Genomic DNA, 16911 nt, shown 5'->3' on the forward strand with positions numbered 1-16911 from the left:
ACCATCCAGGCTACCGCGAACCGAGTCGTGAGAGCATGAGCAGTCGCTCGCCCCCGGACGGAGTCTCATGCAGCAGCCTCGCACCATCGTGCTCATGCCGACGTACGACGAGCGCGAGGCGCTGCCCGTCACAGCCGATCGGCTGCTGTCTGCGATCCCTGATGTGACGCTCCTCGTGATCGACGACGGCAGCCCCGACGGCACCGGCGACGTGGCGGATGCGATGGCGGCAGTCGACTCGCGGGTGCGCGTGCTGCACCGCTCGAGCAAGCAGGGCCTCGGCGCCGCCTACCTCGCAGGGATGCGGCTCGCGGTCGACGAGGGCTTCGACCTCGTCGTCGAGATGGATGCCGACGGCTCGCACCCCGCGGACGCGCTGCCCGCGATGCTCGCGGCCGCCGACCGCGCCGACCTCGTGATCGGCTCGCGCTGGGTGCCGGGCGGCGGGATCGTCGACTGGCCCCTGCACCGGCAGCTCATCAGCCGGGCCGGCACCCGCTACGCGCAGCTCGCGCTCGGCATCGACGTCGCCGACATGACGGCGGGCTACCGCGTCTACCGCGCCGAGCTGCTGCGCGAGATGCTCGCGTGCGAGATCTCGAGCCAGGGCTACTGCTTCCAGATCGACATGACGCGCCGCGCGGCCGACCTCGGCGCGCGCATCGAAGAGGTGCCCATCACGTTCCGCGAGCGCGAGCTCGGCCGCTCGAAGATGTCGAGCGGCATCATCGTCGAGGCGCTCGTCCGCACGACCGCGTGGGGCATCGGCCGGCGCTTCGGCCAGCTGCGCTCGAGCGCCGAGGCCGTCAGGCGAACGCCGACGCTCCGGTGATCGCCTTCCCGACGATGAGCGAGTTCATCTGCGCGGTGCCCTCGTAGGTGTAGAGCGCCTCGGCGTCGACGAAGAAGCGCGCGACGTCGAAGTCGGTCACGATGCCGTTGCCGCCGCACACCTCGCGGCACCACGCCACGACCTCGCGCATGCGCGCCGTCGTGTATGCCTTCGCGAGCGCCGAGTGCGCGTCGCCCTGGCGTCCCTCGTCGAGCATGCGCGAGACCTGCACGCACATCGCGATCGACGCGGTGATGTGCCCGAGCGACTTCGCGAGCAGGTCCTGCACGAGCTGGTGCGCCGCGATGGGCTTGCCGAACTGGGTGCGCTCGGTCGTGTAGCGCACCGCCGCCTCGTAGGCGCCGACCATGACGCCGACCGCACTCCAGGCGACCTCGGCGCGCGTGAGGCGCAGCACGCGCGCGGTGTCGCGGAAGCTCGAGGCGCCCTGCAGCCGCATCGACTCGGGCACGCGCACGCCGTCGAGCACGATGTGGCCGTTCTGCACCATCCGCAGCGCGATCTTGCGCTCGATCTTGGAGACCGAGTAGCCCTCGCTCGACGTGGGCACGATGAAGCCCTTCACCTCGCCGTCGGCGACGTCGCGCGCCCACACGACGACGACGTCGGCGTGGGTCGCGTTGCCGATCCAGCGCTTCTCGCCGTCGAGCACCCACTCGTCGCCCTCCCGCCGCGCGGTCGTCGCGAGGCCCTTCGACGCGTCCGAGCCCGAGCGCGGCTCGGTGAGCCCGAACGCGCCGATCACCGAGCAGTCGGCGAGCCGCGGGAGCCACTCGGCGCGCTGCTCGGGGGAGCCCGCGACGCCGATCGAGCCGCACACGAGGCCGTTCTGCACGGCCGCGAAGGTCGAGACGGATGCGTCGACGCGGCTCATCTCGAGCGCGATCCAGCCGCGGTAGACGGCCGAGCTCTCGAATCGCGCCGACTCGGCCCACGCGGGGCCGATGACGCCGAGCGCGGCGATGCCGGGGATGAGGTGCATCGGGAACGCGTCGGCGTGCCAGTGCTCGTCGATCTCGGGCCGCACGCGCGTCTCCATGAACTCGCGGATCTCGGCGAGCGAGGCCTGCTCGGCGGCGGTGAGGTCGTGCGCGAAGCCGTAGAAGTCGCTCTCGAGCGGCGTGAAGTCCATGGTGCTCCCGTCAGGATCAGCGGTCGCTCCGCACGCTAGGGGAGCGGGGGCCGTCCGGCCGCCCGTTGGTAGCCTCGACCCAACTGTGCCCGAAGGAGCCGCCCCCGTGCTTGTGCGCATCACCAACGAGCCCCGCGACTACGCGTGGGGCAGCGCGTCGGCGATCCCCGACTACCTCGGCGTGCCGACGACCGGGCGGCCGCAGGCCGAGCTGTGGCTCGGCGCCCACCCCGGGTGCCCGTCGCGCGTCGACGGCAGGCCGCTCGACGAGGTGCTCGACGACGCGGGCGTCGAGCAGCCCGGGATGCTGCTCAAGGTGCTCGCGGCCGCCGCGCCGCTCTCGCTCCAGGCGCACCCCGACGCGGCGCAGGCCGCGGAGGGCTTCGCGCGCGAGGAGGCCGCAGGGCTGCCGCGCGATGCGCCGACGCGCACGTACCGCGACCCGCACGCGAAGCCCGAGCTGCTCGTGGCCGTCACGCGGTTCGAGGCGCTCAGCGGCTTCCGCCCCCTCGACGCGTCGCTGCCGGTGCTCGACGCGCTCGCGGCGCTCGACGAGCGCGTCGCCCCGTTCGCCGAGCGCGTGCGGGCCTCCCTCGAGCGCGCGGTCGGGTGGATGCTCGCCGGCGGCGAGGAGGCGCGCTCGGTCGTGCGCGGCATCGTCGCGACCGCCGAGCGGCTGCCTGCGGGGCTCGAGGCCGAGCGCGACACCGTGCGCCGGCTCGAGGCCGCATCCCCCGGCGATCCCGCCATCGCGATCGCGCTGCTGCTGCACCGCCTCTCGCTCGAGCCGGGGGAGGCGCTCTTCCTCGGGGCGGGCAACCTGCACGCCTACCTCGAGGGCCTCGGCATCGAGCTCATGGGGCCGAGCGACAACGTGCTCCGCGGCGGGCTCACCCCGAAGCACGTCGACCGCGACGAGCTGCTGCGCATCCTCGACTTCACGCCCCTCGACGACCCGAGGCTCGCGCCCGTCGAGCTGCCCGGCGCGACCGGCTGGCGTCCCGATGCGCCGTTCGAGCTGCGACGCGTGCGCGGCCGGCACCGCGCATCGGCCGAGCAGGCGATCGTGCTCGCCGTCGCGCCGCTCTCGATCGCCGCGGGCGGCGAGCGGCTCGAGCTCGCGCGCGGCGAGGCCGCGTTCGTCGCGGGCGCGAGCGAGCTCGAGCTCGAGGGCGATGACGCGTGGGCGGCGCTCGCAGGCGCCTCGGCCCCGGACCGCGGGGTCGCGGCATGACCGCAGGCTGTCGTGCGCGCGCGGCTCGAACGGGCCGGGGAGCGCACCCTCGAGCGGGTCGCTCCGCGGCCGCGTCGGGCGCCGACGCGGCGTCCGTCGCGCCGCGACACGCCGCGGCGCGACGGCTATCCGCGACACGCCACGCCTATGATCGCCGACTTGACGCGGTGCGAACTACACCGATGTAATTGTCCTCAGCGGGCCCGGCCGGGGGCCGCAGAACCGGGGGACGCCATGCGAGAGGGACAGCAGCGCAACGACGCGCCGACGCACCGACAGCACTCGATCACGAACGGCGGTCTGCACCGCCCGATCCCGACCGACTGGTTCGTCGACCCCGTCGAGCTCGGCGTGCCCGGCGTGCGTCGCGCCGAGGTCGACAGCGCGCTCGCCTGGCAGGCCGACGCGCTGTGCGCCGAGACCGACCCGGAGGCCTTCTTCCCCGAGAAGGGCGGCTCGACGCGCGACGCGAAGCGCATCTGCGAGTCGTGCGAGGTGCGCGCGGAGTGCCTCGAGTACGCGCTCGAGAACGACGAGCGCTTCGGCATCTGGGGCGGGCTCTCCGAGCGCGAGCGCCGGAAGCTCCGCAAGCTCGCCTGATCGCGCCGCAGCACGCCATCGCGGGGAGGCCCGCGAGCCCCGCATGGCACGATGGGTCGGTGCTCCATCAGCGCCGCCGCGCCGTCCTCGCCACCTGGGTGGTGGTGCACGCGGCGGCCGGCGACGCGGTGCGGAACCTCATCGGCTACCCGGCGTGGGGCGCCCTCATCATCGCCACGATCGTGTGGGTCGTCGTCGAGCTCGTGCTCCTGCGGGTGCGGCTCTCGCGGCTGCCCAGGTCGATCGCGATGTTCACGGTGCTCGCCGTCGCCTCGGCCGCCTGGGCGATCTCGCCCGGTGCGAGCCTGCTCGGCTCGATCGGCCTCATCGGGATGGTCGCGAGCGCCATCTTCATCGCCGCGCTCCCGTACCGGCTCATCCTCGCGGTCTTCCACTGGAGCCTGCAGGGACTGCTCATCGGATCGCTCGCGTTCGAGCTGTTCGTCGCGCTCGTGCTGCGCGGGCCGCTCTTCCCGCTGTGGTCCGACTACCCGCCGGGCACGACGCTCGAATTCGCGTGGTCGGGCGGCCTGCTCCTGCGTGGCGAGCGCGTCCAGGGCCTCATGGGCAACGCCAACCTGCTCGCGATGGTCGCGCTCGTCGCGCTCATCGTGGCGGTGTGCCGAGCCGTCGCCCGGCTCGATCGCCTCTGGCCCGTCTGGGTGCTGCTGCCGGCGGTGACGCTCGTGCTCGCGCGCAGCGCGACCGTCACCTTCGCCCTGCTCGCGGTCGCGATCATCGGCGGCCTCATCGTCGCGTGGGTGCGCTGGCGAGGCGCCGCGTTCTACCGGATCTTCGCGATCGTCATCGCCGCTGGGCTCGTCGCGATCGGCCTCATCATCGCGAACTGGGCACACGTCGCCGAGTTCCTCAACCGCGACGCCGACCTCACCGGCCGCTTCGACATCTGGGGGCGCGTCGTCGACCTCGCCCTCTCGAGCCCCGTCGTCGGCGTCGGCTACCTCGGCTACTGGCAGCCGTGGATCGAGCCGTTCGGCGAGCTCGGCCGGATCGGGGGCGTCGTGTACCTGCAGGCGCACAACGTCTGGCTCGACGTGTTCATGCAGCTCGGCATCATCGGCGTCATCGTGTGGGCGGCGATGCAGTGGCGCGCGATGGTCAACTGCCTCGGCGCGATGTACCGCTCCCGACCCGAGGAGTACGCGGCGAACGCGGCGCCGCTGCTGCTGTGGGTGGCGTTCTTCGTGCAGGGCCTCGCGGAGTCGCGCCCGTGGATCGAGTACGGCATGATCCTGCTGCTCATCCTCACGATCGGCCGGCGGCGCAGGGAGATAGCGCCGCGGGCGCCGGAGACGGTCGCGATCGGCACCGTCGGCTGACCGATCGCGCGGCACACCGGCCCCAACCCGGTGGCTCCGAGACTGGCGCGCCTAGCCTTGCCGGGTGCATCCGAGGGTCTTCGTCGTGCTCGCGGCCAGCGATGGCGCCGAGTACCTGCCGGCGACCCTCGACGCGATCGCGGCGCAGCGCGTCGCGCCCCACGCGCTCGTCGCGGTCGACGGCGGGTCCAAGGACGCCTCGCGCGGGCTGCTCGAGGGGTCGGGCGCGCGGAGCGTCGTCATCGCGCCGAGGCTGCCGTTCGGGCAGCTCATCGCTCGCGGCGTGGCGGCGCTCCCGCCCGCCGAGGAGGGCGACTGGCTGTGGCTCCTCGCGCACGACGCGGCGCCGCACCCCCGGGCGCTGCAGGCGCTCCTGAGCCACGTCGACGTGCACGAGAGCGTCGCGCTCGTGGGCCCGAAGCTCATGCGCGCGGACTCGCCGGATCGCTTCGCCGAGTTCGGCCAGTCGATGACGCGCTTCGGCCGCAGCCTGCTGCTGCGCGAGGGCGAGCTCGACCAGGGGCAGCGCGACGACGACTCCGACACGCTCGGCGTGGCCGAGACCGGCATGCTCGTGCGACGCGACGTCTTCGACGCGCTCGGCGGCTTCGACCCAGTGCTGCGCTCGATCGACGCGGGTCTCGACCTCGGGGTGCGCGCGCGCCTCGCCGGCCATCGAGTCGCGCTCGAGCCCCGCGCGAGAGCGCGGCGCGCCGGGGGTCCCGAGCACTTCGCAGCGCGCGCGGTGAGCGACGCGCAGCGCGTCGGTATCGCGCGCCGCGCGCAGCTGCACCGGCGGCTCGCCTACGCGAACCCTGTCGCGCTCGTGCTGCACTGGCTGCTGCTCCTGCCGCTCGCCGCGCTCCGCACACTGGGCCACCTGCTCGCGAAGCGGCCCGCGGCCGTGCTCGCGGAGTGGCGCGCGACGCTCGCGGCGCTCGTCTCGATCGCGCCGGTCGCGCGGGCGAGGCGCCGCATCGCGCGCTCGCGCACCGAGCGCTGGAGCGCGCTGCGCGGCCTGCGCGTGCCGTGGCGCGCGATGCGGCTGCAGCGGAGGGCGGTCGGCGACCCGGCGCAGATGCGCGCGGTGCCGGTCGAGCGCGTCGGGTTCGTCGAGGGCGCGGGGCTCTGGGTCACGGCGCTCGCCGTCGTCATCGGCCTCGTGCTCTCGCCCCAGCTCATCACGGCGGGCGCCGCGACGGGCGGAGCGCTCCTGCCGCTGCCCGGCTCGCTCGGCAACCTGTGGGCGAGCGTCCTCGGCGGCCAGCGGGACGCGCTCGGCGCGGTCCACGGCGCCGCCGACCCGTTCGCGCTCGTGCTCGCGGTCCTCGGCTCGCTCACGCCGTGGCGCCCGTCGACCGCGATCGTGCTCCTGCTGCTGCTCGCCCCCGCGATCGCCTCGGTCGTCGCCTTCTTCGCCGCCCGCCGCCTGACGGGCTCGCGCTGGGCGCCCGCGGTCGCCGCCGCGGTGTGGGCCCTCTCGCCGACGCTGCTGCTCGCCATCACGGAGGGCAGGCTCGGGGCCGTCGTCGCGCACCTCGCGCTGCCGCTCGCGGTCGTCGGGATGCTCCGCGCGCACCGCTCGTGGCGTGCCGCTGGCGCGGCCGCGATCCCGCTCGCGCTCGTCGTCGCGAGCGCCCCGGTGCTCGTGCCCGCGATGGCGCTGCTGGTCGTGCTCGCGGCTTCGATCGGCTGGCGCTCGCCGCTCCGGCCCCTCCTCGCGGCGCTCCCCGCGGTCGCGCTCATGGCACCGATCGTCGTCGAGCGCTGGCGCGCCGGAGTCCCGCTCGCGGCGCTCGCCGACCCGGGCGTGCCGTTCCCGAGCGAGCCGCCGACGGCGCTCGAGGCGGCGCTCGCCGCCCCCGACGGCACGCTCGCGACGCTCGAGACGGCGGTCTCGGCGATGGCGCCCGGCGTCGCGGCGGGCTGGATCGCCCTCGGCCTGCTCGCGCCACTCGCGCTCGCGGCGCTCGCGGGCGTCGTGCTGCGGCCGGCGCGCGCGTGGCCGGCCGTGCTCCTGCTCGTCGCCGGCTACGGCACGGCCGTGCTCGCCTCGCGGCTCGCCGTCGCGACGCTCGAGGGCGAGAGCGTCGCCGTGTGGGCGGGGACCGGCGCCTCGCTCATGCTGCTCGCCCTCGTCGTGCTCGCCGCGCTCGCGGTCGACGTCGACGACCGAGTCGGCGCCGTGCCGGGCGGCATCGTGGCGCTCGCCGCCGTCGCGGGGGCGCTGCCGGTCGTCGCGAGCTCGTTCCTCGCGCCCGCGACGGTCGTGCCGGCCCCCGAGCGCCGCATGCCCGCGTTCGTCGAGGCGGCCGCCGCCGAGGACCCGGGGGTCGGCACGCTCGTGCTGCGACCGCTCGCGGAGGACGTCCTGCGCGTCGAGGTGGAGCGCGGGCTCGGCGAGACGCTCGATCGGGCCTCGACGGCCCGGCACGCGCGCGAGTCGCCCGACCCCGTCGAGGAGGAGCTCGCGCAAGCGGCGGTCGACCTCGCGTCGGGCGCCGACGTCGACGTGTCCGAGCTGCTCGACGGGCTCGGCGTGCGCTTCGTGCTCGTCGAGCAGGAGCGCGAGGGCGCCGCGGGGCTGCACGACCGCGCGCAGCGCTCGCTCGACGCGCGCGGCGACCTGCAGGCGATCGGCCAGACGCAGGCCGGTCTGCTGTGGCAGCGCATGGAGGCCGCGGCATCGACGCCGTCGCCCGCGCCCGCGTGGGCGGGCTGGCTGCTCGCCGCGCAGCTCACCGCGATCGTCGGCGCGATCGTCGCCGCGCTGCCGTCGCTGCGGCGCGGCGCGCGCGTGCGCACGAAGCGGCTCGAGGGAGCGGAGGCGTGGCAGTGACCGATCGAGACGGCCTCGGAGCGATCGACGACTCGCAGGAGTTCGACGACGACTCTCCCATCCGCGACGACGAGGGGCCCAGGCAGCGCACGCCGTCGGCCGAGGAGCTCGCGGTCGAGGCAGAGGCGCCCGTCGCGGACGGCGACATCGCGACGGACGTCGCGCTGACCGATCGGGAGGCCGCCGCGAACGACGCGGCCGACGGCGCCCGCCGCGTCGAGCGCCGCGACATGCTGCGCTGGGGCGGCAGGGCGGGGGCGGGGCTCGGCGCGGTGCTCCTCATGACCGGCGCCGTGCTCGGGGCGGGCGCGCTGCCCGTCGAGCCGCTCGAGCGCGTCGAGGCGCCCACCACGCAGGTGCTGCCCTCCTCGCCGCTCCAGTCGCGCGTGTGCGCGGGCCCGGCGCTGCGCGTGGGCACGAGCGACGGCAGCGACGCGCTCGCGCTCTCGACGGTCGCCGAGCCGCAGGTCGCGATCGGCAGCCTCGGCGGCGAGATCGCCGAGCAGCGGCTGCCGGTGCCGATGCGCGACGACATCTCGGGCGGCGCCGCGATCGCCCAGCGCGGCGAGGCGACGACGCTCTCGGCCGCGCAGTCGCTCCCCGTCGACGTCGACGACGCGCGCGGGCTCGCGGTGAGCGAGTGCGGCGAGACGCGGCTCGACCAGTGGCTCGTCGGCGGCTCGACGCGCACCGGCCGCCAGTCGACGCTCACGATCGCCAACGCATCCCAGGTGAGCGCGAGCGTCGACGTGACGGTCCACGGGCCCGAGGGTCCCGTCGAGACCGTCGGCTCGACCGGCATCAGCGTGCCGCCCGCCTCGCAGGCCGTGCTCGATCTCGCCGCGATCGCCCCGGGCGTCGACGATGTCGTGGTCCGCGTCGTCTCGACGGGCGCGCCCGTCTCGGCGCACCTCCAGCAGTCGACGACGCGCGGGCTCGAGCGGGGCGGCTTCGAGGTCGTCGACGCGGTCTCGGCGCTCACGACCGCGGTGCTCCCCGGGGTCGTCGTGACGGAGCCCACGGGCATCGAGACGCAGGAGGGCTTCGACGACGCCGCGCCGGCGCTGCGCCTCCTCTCGCTCGAGGGCGGACCCGTGCGGGTCGTGTTCGAGGCGGAGGACGGCTCCGTGATCGAGTCCGAGGGCGACCTCGAGGCCGGGCGCGTCACCGACTTCGAGCTCGAGGAGATCCCGGTCGGCGTCACCACGATCCGCATCTCCGCCGACTCGCCGATCGTGGCCGGCGCTCGCCAGGTCGCGATCGCCGCCGACGGCAACGACTTCGACTGGGTCGCGGGCGGTCAGCCCCGCTCGGGACGCTCGGCGATCGCCGTGCCGCCGGGGCCCGGCGCGACGCTCCACGTCGTGAGCGCCTCGGAGGAGCCGCAGGAGATCACCGTCGACGGCCGAGCCGTCGAGCTGGGTGCGCTCGGCGTGCACCGGCAGCCGGTCGAGGCGGGCTCCGTCGTCGTGGCGGGGGAGTCGCTCGTCGTGGGCGTGGGGTATCGCGACGCGAGCCGCGTCGCCGGGTTCACGGCGAGCCCGCAGGGGCCGACGGCCGGCGGCGTCACCGTCGTGCACTGAGCCCGGTGGGGGTCTCGGTACGCCGGCCCCTGGTCGGCTACTCGACCTTGAGCCCTCCGCGCGCAGCGCGGCTGCGCCGCATCGCGCGCTGCGGGCTCAATGCTGCCGCCAGCGGTCCGGCGCGACCTCCCACGGGTCACGGCCGATGAGCTCCGCCGCCGCGCGGAACACCGCGCCCTCGATCGCGATCTGCCGGTGCCACTCGTCCTCGATGTGCACGCGCGGCAGCCGCTGGAGCGGCAGCCGGTAGACCGTGATCGTCCGTCGCGTCGGGTCGACCGCCCACTCGGGGACCTCGTCGACGCGCTCGGTGAGCGCTCGCGGCGGCATGTCGGCCCACTGGAAGCGCACGTCGCCGAGCTCGGCCGGCCACAGCGACTGCACGTAGTCGGCGGCGTCCGCGGCGATGTCCTCGAAGCGCGTCTCCCGCGACGACAGGAACGGCAGCACCGGCCCCGCGAGCGACGATCGCGCCTCACGACCGTGGCGGGATCCGCGAGAATGCTGGCGCGCGGGCATGCCGCCATCCTACGTCGCCGACCCGCGGCACTACGCTGAGGCGGATGGACGAACGGATGTGCTCCAGGCCCGGCTGCCGCCGGTACGCCGACCGCACCGTCACCGTCGACTACGGCGCGCAGCTGCTCGTCGTCGGCCCGCTCCAGCCCGCGAGCCGCCGCGGCGCGATCGAGGGCAGCTACGACCTGTGCGAGCCGCACGCCGAGCGTGCGACCGGCCCCGCCGGGTGGCAGGTCGCTCGGCACGAGCCGGGCCGCGCGGCCTGGTAGCCCGCACCCACGAACGAAGGAGAACCATGGCGCTGTCCGAGATCGTCAAGGCGTACGACGTGCGCGGCCTCGTCGACGGTCAGCTGACCGAGGACGTCGTGCGCGCCCTCGGCGCCGCCTTCGCCGACGAGGTGGGCACCGACGCGCCCATCGCGATCGGTCACGACATGCGCCCCTCCTCGCCCGCGCTCGCGGCGGCCGCCGCCGACGGCGCCATGGCGCGCGGCGCCGACGTCGTCTCCCTCGGGCTGTGCTCGACCGACGGCTCCTACTTCGCCTCCGGGAGCCTCGACGCGCCCGCGATGATGTTCACGGCATCCCACAACCCCGCCGCCTACAACGGCATCAAGTTCTCGCGCGCCGGGGCGCGCGGTGTGAGCCTCGACACCGGCCTCGCCGCCATCCGCGACCGCGCGCAGCGCTACCTCGAGCACGGCATCCCGACAGTTCCGCGTCGCGGCTCGCGCAGCGAGCGCGACATCCTCGCCGACTACGCCGCGCACCTCCGCTCGCTCGTCGACCTCTCGCGCATCCGGCCGCTCAAGGTCGTGGTGGATGCGGCCAACGGCATGGGCGGCCTCACCGTGCCCGCGGTGCTCGGCGAGGCCGCGGGCCTCGGCGCCCTGCCGGTCGAGGTCGTGCCGATGTACTTCGAGCTCGACGGGACCTTCCCGAACCACGAGGCGAACCCGCTCGACCCGAAGAACCTCGTCGACCTGCAGGCGGCGGTGCGCGAGCACGGCGCCGATCTCGGCCTCGCCTTCGACGGCGACGCCGATCGCTGCTTCGTCATCGACGAGCGCGGGGGAGCGGTCTCGCCGTCCGCCGTGGCCGCGATCGTCGCGGAGCGCGAGATCGCGCGCGTGCGGGCGGAGGGCGAGCAGGATGTCGTCGTCATCCACAACCTCATCACGAGCCGCGTCGTGCCCGAGGTGATCGCCGCCGCGGGCGCGACCCCGGTGCGCACGCGCGTCGGCCACTCCCTCATCAAGGACCGCATGGCCGAGACGGGCGCGGTCTTCGGCGGCGAGCACTCCGCCCACTACTACTTCCGCGACTTCTGGGGCGCCGACAACGGCATGCTCGCGGCGATGCACGTGCTCGCGACGCTCGGGGCGCACCGCGAGCCGATGTCCGAGCTCGCCGCGCGCTACTCGCCCTACGCCGCTTCCGGCGAGATCAACTCGACCGTCGCCGACGTGCCGGCGGCGTACACGCGCATCGTCGAGGCGTTCGCCGGCCGCGGCGATTTCGACGAGCTCGACGGGCTCACCGTCACGGCACCCGACGGCACGTGGTGGTTCTCGGTACGGCCGTCGAACACCGAGCCGCTCCTGCGGCTCAACGCCGAGGCCGAGACCGAGGCCGACATGGTCGCGATCCGCGACGAGGTGCTCGCGCTCATCCGCGCGTGAGTCGGTGCGGGCCGAGCCGCCCGCCGACGGACAGTACGCTGGAGCCCATGAGCAAGCTCCTCGTGACCGGCGGCGCCGGCTTCATCGGCTCGAACTTCGTGCACCACGTCGTCGCCAACAGCGACCACGACGTCGTCGTGCTCGACAAGCTCACCTACGCGGGTGACCGGGCGACCCTCGAGGGGCTGCCTGAGGACCGCGTGCAGCTCGTCGTCGGCGACATCGCCGACCCCGAGGCCGTCGACCCGCTCGTCGCCGAGACCGACGCGGTCGTGCACTTCGCGGCCGAGTCGCACAACGACAACTCGCTCTCCGACCCCTCGCCGTTCGTGCAGACCAACCTGATCGGCACGTTCACGCTCCTGGAGGCCGCCCGCCGGCACAGCACGCGCTTCCACCACATCTCGACCGACGAGGTCTACGGCGACCTCGAGCTCGACGACCCCGCGAAGTTCACGCCCGAGACGCCCTACAACCCGTCGAGCCCCTACTCGTCGACGAAGGCCGGCTCCGACCTGCTCGTGCGCGCGTGGGTGCGCTCGTTCGGCCTCGAGGCGACGATCTCGAACTGCTCCAACAACTACGGCCCGCGCCAGCACGTCGAGAAGTTCATCCCGCGGCAGATCACGAACGTCATCGACGGCGTGCGGCCGCGCCTTTACGGCGCGGGAGAGAACGTGCGCGACTGGATCCACGCCGACGACCACTCGAGCGCGGTGCTGCGCATCCTCGAGCGCGGCCGCATCGGCGAGACCTACCTCATCGGCGCCGACGGCGAGCGCAACAACCTCGAGGTCGTGCAGGCGATCCTCCGCCTCATGGGCCAGGAGGCGGATGCGTTCGACCACGTGAAGGACCGCGCCGGCCACGACCTGCGGTACGCGATCGACGCGACGAAGCTGCGCGAGGAGCTCGGCTGGGAGCCCGCGTACACCGACTTCGAGGCGGGCCTCGCCGCGACGATCGAGTGGTACCGCGAGCACGAGTCGTGGTGGCGCCCGCAGAAGGCGGCCGCCGAGGCGAAGTACGCGGCGGCGGGCCACTGACGATGGCCGACGTCACGACGGGCAAGCAGCTGCGCGTGCGCGAGACGCCGATCCCCGGCTTCCTCGTCATCGAGCTGCCCGTGCACGGCGACAACCGCGGCTGGTTCAAGGAGAACTGGCAGCGCGAGAAGATGCTCGCGCTCGGCCTGCCCGACTTCTCGCCGGTGCAGAACAACATCTCGTTCAACGCATCCGTCGGCACCACTCGAGGCATCCACGCCGAGCCGTGGGACAAGTACATCTCGGTCGCGACCGGCCGCGTGTTCGGCGCGTGGGTCGACCTGCGCGAGGGCGACTCGTTCGGTGCCACCTTCACGATCGAGATCGACCCGTCGATCGCGGTGTTCGTGCCGCGCGGCGTCGGCAACTCCTTCCAGGCGCTCGAGCCGGGCACGGCGTACACCTACCTCGTCAACGAGCACTGGTCTGCCGAAGCGCAGAGCGAGTACACGTTCCTGAACCTCGCCGACCCCACCGCGGCGATCGAGTGGCCGATCCCGCTCGAGCAGGCGGAGCTGAGCGACAAGGACCGCGCGCACCCGCTGCTCGCCGACGTCGAGCCGATGCAGCCGCGGCGCACGCTCGTGCTCGGCGCGAACGGGCAGCTCGGCCGCGCGCTGCGGCAGCAGTGGGCCGGCCGCGCCGACGTCGAGTTCGCCGGTCGCGATCGCGTCGACCTCGCCGACCCCGCGTCGCTCGAGGACGTCCGCTGGTCGCGCTACGACTGCGTCGTCAATGCGGCCGGCTACACGTCGGTCGATGCCGCCGAGACCGACGAGGGCCGTCGCGACGCGTGGCAGGTCAACGCCGCCGGCCCCGCGAGGCTCGCGGCGATCGCGGCCGCGCACCGGCTGCTGCTCGTCCACGTCTCGAGCGACTACGTCTACGCCGACGTCGAGGGTGAGCACGACGAGACCGACGCGATCGCGCCGCTCGGCGTCTACGCCCAGTCGAAGGCCGCGGGCGACCTCGCAGTCGCGACCGCGCCGCGCCACTACCTCGTGCGCACGTCGTGGGTCGTCGGGGACGGCCGCAACTTCGTCACGACGATGGCGTCGCTCGCGGAGCGCGGCGTGGCGCCGAGCGTCGTCGACGACCAGGTCGGTCGGCTGACGTTCGCGAGCGAGCTCGCGCGCGCGATCGACCACCTCATCGCGGAGCGCGCGCCGTACGGGACGTACAACGTCTCGAACGGCGGCGACCCGGTGAGCTGGGCGACGATCGCGCAGCGGGTCTTCGCCCTGCGCGGCGCCGACGCGGCGAGTGTCGCGCCGGTCTCGAGCGACGAGTACGCGGCCGGCAAGCAGGGGCTCGCCGCACGGCCGCGGCACAGCGCGATGCGGCTCGCGAAGCTCGAGTCGACCGGCTTCGAGCCGCGCGACCAGCTGGCGATGCTCGAGGAGTACGTGGCGACGCTGCCGTGAGGCGCGTGGGACGATGGTGAGCATGACCGACACCGCCTCCCGCACCCTCGAGCACCAGGTGCGCGACCTCAGCCTCGCCGAGGCCGGCCGCCACCAGATCCGACTCGCCGAGCACGAGATGCCCGGGCTCATGGAGCTTCGCCGCCGCTATGCCGACGCGCAGCCGCTCGCCGGCCAGCGCATCGCCGGCAGCTTGCACATGACCGTGCAGACGGCGGTGCTCATCGAGACGCTCGTTGCGCTCGGCGCCGACGTGCGCTGGGCGAGCTGCAACATCTTCTCCACCCAGGACGAGGCAGCCGCGGCCATCGTCGTCGGCTCCGGCACCCCCGAGGCGCCCGCTGGCGTGCCGGTGTTCGCCTGGAAGGGCGAGACGCTCGAGGAGTACTGGGACTGCGCCAACCGCATCTTCGACTTCGAGGAAGGGCCGACGCTCATCCTCGATGACGGCGGCGACGCCACGATGCTCGTGCACCGGGGGCGGGATGCCGAGCTCGCGGGGGCTGCGCCCGTCACGCCCGAGGGTGCCTCGGACGAGCTGCGCGTCTTCGACGCGCTCATCGGCCGCACGCTCGCGGAGGATCCTCAGCGCTGGACGCGCATCGCCGAGCAGCTCCAGGGCGTCACGGAGGAGACGACGACTGGCGTGCACCGCCTCGAGCAGCTCTTCGTCGAGGGGCGGCTGCTCTTCCCGGCGATCAACGTCAACGACTCGGTGACGAAGTCGAAGTTCGACAACCGCTACGGCATCCGCCACTCGCTGCCCGATGGCCTCAACCGCGCGACCGACGTGCTCATCGGCGGCAAGACCGCGTTCGTGGTCGGCTACGGCGACGTCGGCAAGGGCGCGGCCGAGGCGCTCCGCGGCCAGGGCGCGCGCGTCATCGTGAGCGAGATCGACCCGATCTGCGCGCTGCAGGCGGCGATGGACGGCTTCCGCGTCGCGCGCGTCGAGGACGCGCTCTCCGAGGCCGACATCTGGATCACGACGACCGGCAACGAGCACGTCATCACGCTCGAGCACCTGCAAGGCATGAAGCACCTCGCGATCGTCGCGAACGTCGGGCACTTCGACAACGAGATCGACATCGCCTCCCTCGAGCGCTCCGGTGCCGAGCGCATCGAGATCAAGCCGCAGGTGCACGAGTGGCGCATGCCCTCGGGTCGATCGATCCTCGTGCTCTCCGAGGGGCGCCTCATGAACCTCGGCAACGCGACCGGCCACCCGTCGTTCGTGATGTCGAACTCGTTCTCGAACCAGGTGCTCGCGCAGATCGAGCTCGCGACGAAGCACTACGAGCTCGGCGTGCACCGCCTGCCGAAGGTGCTCGACGAGGAGGTCGCGCGCCTCCACCTCGAGGCGCTCGGCGCGAAGCTCACCACGCTGCGCCCCGAGCAGGCCGAGTACATCGGCGTGCCGATCGAGGGCCCCTTCAAGCCCGAGCACTACCGCTACTGACGCGGTGGCACGCCGCGGGATGCGCCTCGCTCGGCCCGACCTGGTCGTGCTCGCGGGGCTCCCGGGCGTCGGCAAGAGCGCGGTCGCGAACGCGACGGCCGGGCTGCTGGGCTGCACGCTCGTCTCGGTCGATCCGCTCGAGGCGGCGATGTGGCGAGCGGGCATCTCGCACGACGCGCCCACGGGTCTCGCCGCCTACGTGGTCGCTGAAGCGGTCGCCGAGGGACAGCTGCGCCTCGGCGCTCCGGTCGTCGTCGACGCGGTCAACGACCATCCGGCGGCACGGCAGCAATGGCAGGACCTCGCGACGCGGACGGGCGCGATGCTCACCTTCGTGGAGGTGCGGCTCGCGGACCGCTCGGAGCATCGCCGGCGGCTCGAGGGTCGCGTGCGCGACCTCGATGGATTCCCGGAGCCGAGGTGGTCGGAGGTCGAGTCGCGTCGTGCCGCCTTCGAGTCGTGGACCGAGGATCGTCTGCGCGTCGACGCCTCCGAGCCCGTCGGCCGCGTCGCGCGCCGCATCATCGACGCGCTCACGCCCAGGCAGCCCTAGACCATCGCGTCGCTGAGCACCCGCAGCAGCTCGGCGAGCCGCGCCTGGTCGTCGGCGGGGATCCCGCGCAGCAGCCGGCGCTCGGCGTCGAGCAGGGCGTCGAGGGCGACGTCGACCCGGTCGATGCCCTCGTCGGTGAGCGTCACGAGCCGCACGCGCCGGTCGCTCGCGCTCTCGACGCGCTCGACGAGACCGGATGCGACCAGGTTGTCGATGCGGTTCGTCATCGTGCCGCTCGTCACCATCGTCTGCGCGATGAGGTCCTTGGGGCTCAGCGGGCCGTCGGCGCGGCGGAGCGCCGCGAGCACGTCCCACTCCCACGGCTCGAGGCCCGCGAGCTGGAACGCCTCTGCGCGGATGCGCGCGAGCTGGCGCGAGATGCGCGTCATGCGGCTCAGCACGTCGAGCGGGGTGACGTCCGCATCGGGCCGCACGCGCATCCACTGCTCGATGATGCGATCGACGTCGTCGCCGCGGAGCTCGGTCATGCGGTCAGTCTCGCATGGCCGGGGCGACGAGCTTCGACGCGCTCGTCGCGCGGCGCGCGAGGAGCGGCTCAGCTGGCTCAGGGGCGGTCCGCTGTGGGCTCCGCTCTCGCTCGCTGACGCTCGCGACTGGTGGCGTCGCCGACGAGCCACTGGGTCG

15 protein-coding genes are annotated in these 16911 nt (G+C 73.9%); 12 read left to right on the forward strand and 3 right to left on the reverse strand.

Going from position 1 to position 16911, the window contains the following annotated elements; translation table 11 throughout:
• Window positions 1–67 precede the first annotated feature (67 nt).
• Window positions 68–832: a polyprenol monophosphomannose synthase gene (locus JQT67_RS11005; RefSeq protein WP_208064699.1), complete on the forward strand. Its 765-nt coding sequence runs from the start codon at window positions 68–70 to the stop codon at window positions 830–832.
• On the opposite strand, the gene JQT67_RS11010 is transcribed toward JQT67_RS11005, so the two are convergent.
• The gene (locus JQT67_RS11010) at window positions 807–1985 is read right to left on the reverse strand and encodes an acyl-CoA dehydrogenase family protein (protein ID WP_208064700.1); all 1179 of its coding nucleotides are present in this window, start codon (window positions 1983–1985) and stop codon (window positions 807–809) included. The genes JQT67_RS11005 and JQT67_RS11010 overlap by 26 nt on opposite strands.
• 106 nt (window positions 1986–2091) lie before the next feature.
• Here JQT67_RS11010 and manA point away from each other — a divergent pair, with 106 nt between their 5' ends.
• The 5 genes from manA to JQT67_RS11035 all read left to right on the forward strand — a co-directional run bounded on the left by manA (window position 2092) and on the right by JQT67_RS11035 (window position 9581).
• The gene (gene manA, locus JQT67_RS11015) at window positions 2092–3219 is read left to right on the forward strand and encodes a mannose-6-phosphate isomerase, class I (protein WP_307864310.1); all 1128 of its coding nucleotides are present in this window, start codon (window positions 2092–2094) and stop codon (window positions 3217–3219) included.
• A 234-nt stretch (window positions 3220–3453) separates the two neighbouring features.
• Window positions 3454–3819, forward strand: coding sequence for a WhiB family transcriptional regulator (locus JQT67_RS11020; RefSeq protein ID WP_208064701.1), 366 nt, complete (start codon window positions 3454–3456; stop codon window positions 3817–3819).
• Window positions 3820–3878: 59 nt separating this feature from the next.
• The gene (locus tag JQT67_RS13800; RefSeq protein ID WP_208064702.1) at window positions 3879–5159 is read left to right on the forward strand and encodes an O-antigen ligase; all 1281 of its coding nucleotides are present in this window, start codon (window positions 3879–3881) and stop codon (window positions 5157–5159) included.
• A gap of 64 nt (window positions 5160–5223) precedes the next feature.
• A complete protein-coding gene (locus JQT67_RS11030) occupies window positions 5224–7998 on the forward strand; it encodes a glycosyltransferase (RefSeq protein ID WP_208064703.1) in 2775 nt (924 codons plus the stop codon).
• Window positions 7995–9581 (forward strand): DUF5719 family protein, encoded by a 1587-nt coding sequence (locus tag JQT67_RS11035; protein WP_208064704.1) that lies wholly within the window; start codon window positions 7995–7997, stop codon window positions 9579–9581. The genes JQT67_RS11030 and JQT67_RS11035 overlap by 4 nt, the downstream gene beginning before the upstream one ends.
• A 96-nt stretch (window positions 9582–9677) precedes the next feature.
• Here JQT67_RS11035 and JQT67_RS11040 read toward each other — a convergent pair whose 3' ends face one another.
• Complete coding sequence (locus JQT67_RS11040; RefSeq protein ID WP_208064705.1) at window positions 9678–10100, reverse strand: hypothetical protein; 423 nt, start codon at window positions 10098–10100, stop codon at window positions 9678–9680.
• Between the two features lie 44 nt (window positions 10101–10144).
• Here JQT67_RS11040 and JQT67_RS11045 point away from each other — a divergent pair, with 44 nt between their 5' ends.
• The 6 genes from JQT67_RS11045 to JQT67_RS11070 are packed head-to-tail and all read left to right on the forward strand — an operon-like array spanning window position 10145 to window position 16266.
• Entirely contained in the window at window positions 10145–10369 is a 225-nt protein-coding gene (locus JQT67_RS11045) for a DUF3499 family protein (RefSeq protein WP_021064928.1), read from the forward strand.
• A 26-nt stretch (window positions 10370–10395) separates the two neighbouring features.
• On the forward strand, window positions 10396–11784 hold the full coding sequence (locus tag JQT67_RS11050; protein ID WP_208064706.1) for a phosphomannomutase/phosphoglucomutase: 1389 nt from the start codon (window positions 10396–10398) through the stop codon (window positions 11782–11784).
• A 47-nt stretch (window positions 11785–11831) separates the two neighbouring features.
• The gene (gene rfbB, locus JQT67_RS11055) at window positions 11832–12830 is read left to right on the forward strand and encodes a dTDP-glucose 4,6-dehydratase (protein WP_208064707.1); all 999 of its coding nucleotides are present in this window, start codon (window positions 11832–11834) and stop codon (window positions 12828–12830) included.
• Between the two features lie 2 nt (window positions 12831–12832).
• Window positions 12833–14254 (forward strand): bifunctional dTDP-4-dehydrorhamnose 3,5-epimerase family protein/NAD(P)-dependent oxidoreductase, encoded by a 1422-nt coding sequence (locus tag JQT67_RS11060; protein WP_208064708.1) that lies wholly within the window; start codon window positions 12833–12835, stop codon window positions 14252–14254.
• 13 nt (window positions 14255–14267) lie between these two features.
• Complete coding sequence (gene ahcY, locus JQT67_RS11065; protein ID WP_374222133.1) at window positions 14268–15713, forward strand: adenosylhomocysteinase; 1446 nt, start codon at window positions 14268–14270, stop codon at window positions 15711–15713.
• A 4-nt stretch (window positions 15714–15717) separates the two neighbouring features.
• On the forward strand, window positions 15718–16266 hold the full coding sequence (locus tag JQT67_RS11070; protein ID WP_235045064.1) for an AAA family ATPase: 549 nt from the start codon (window positions 15718–15720) through the stop codon (window positions 16264–16266).
• Here JQT67_RS11070 and JQT67_RS11075 read toward each other — a convergent pair.
• Window positions 16263–16754, reverse strand: coding sequence for a MarR family winged helix-turn-helix transcriptional regulator (locus JQT67_RS11075; protein ID WP_026373583.1), 492 nt, complete (start codon window positions 16752–16754; stop codon window positions 16263–16265). The genes JQT67_RS11070 and JQT67_RS11075 overlap by 4 nt on opposite strands.
• Between the last annotated feature and the right edge of the window lie 157 nt (window positions 16755–16911).

Origin of the sequence: Agrococcus sp. TF02-05 (genome assembly GCF_017565345.1) — a bacterium.
GTDB lineage: Bacteria > Actinomycetota > Actinomycetes > Actinomycetales > Microbacteriaceae > Agrococcus > Agrococcus pavilionensis.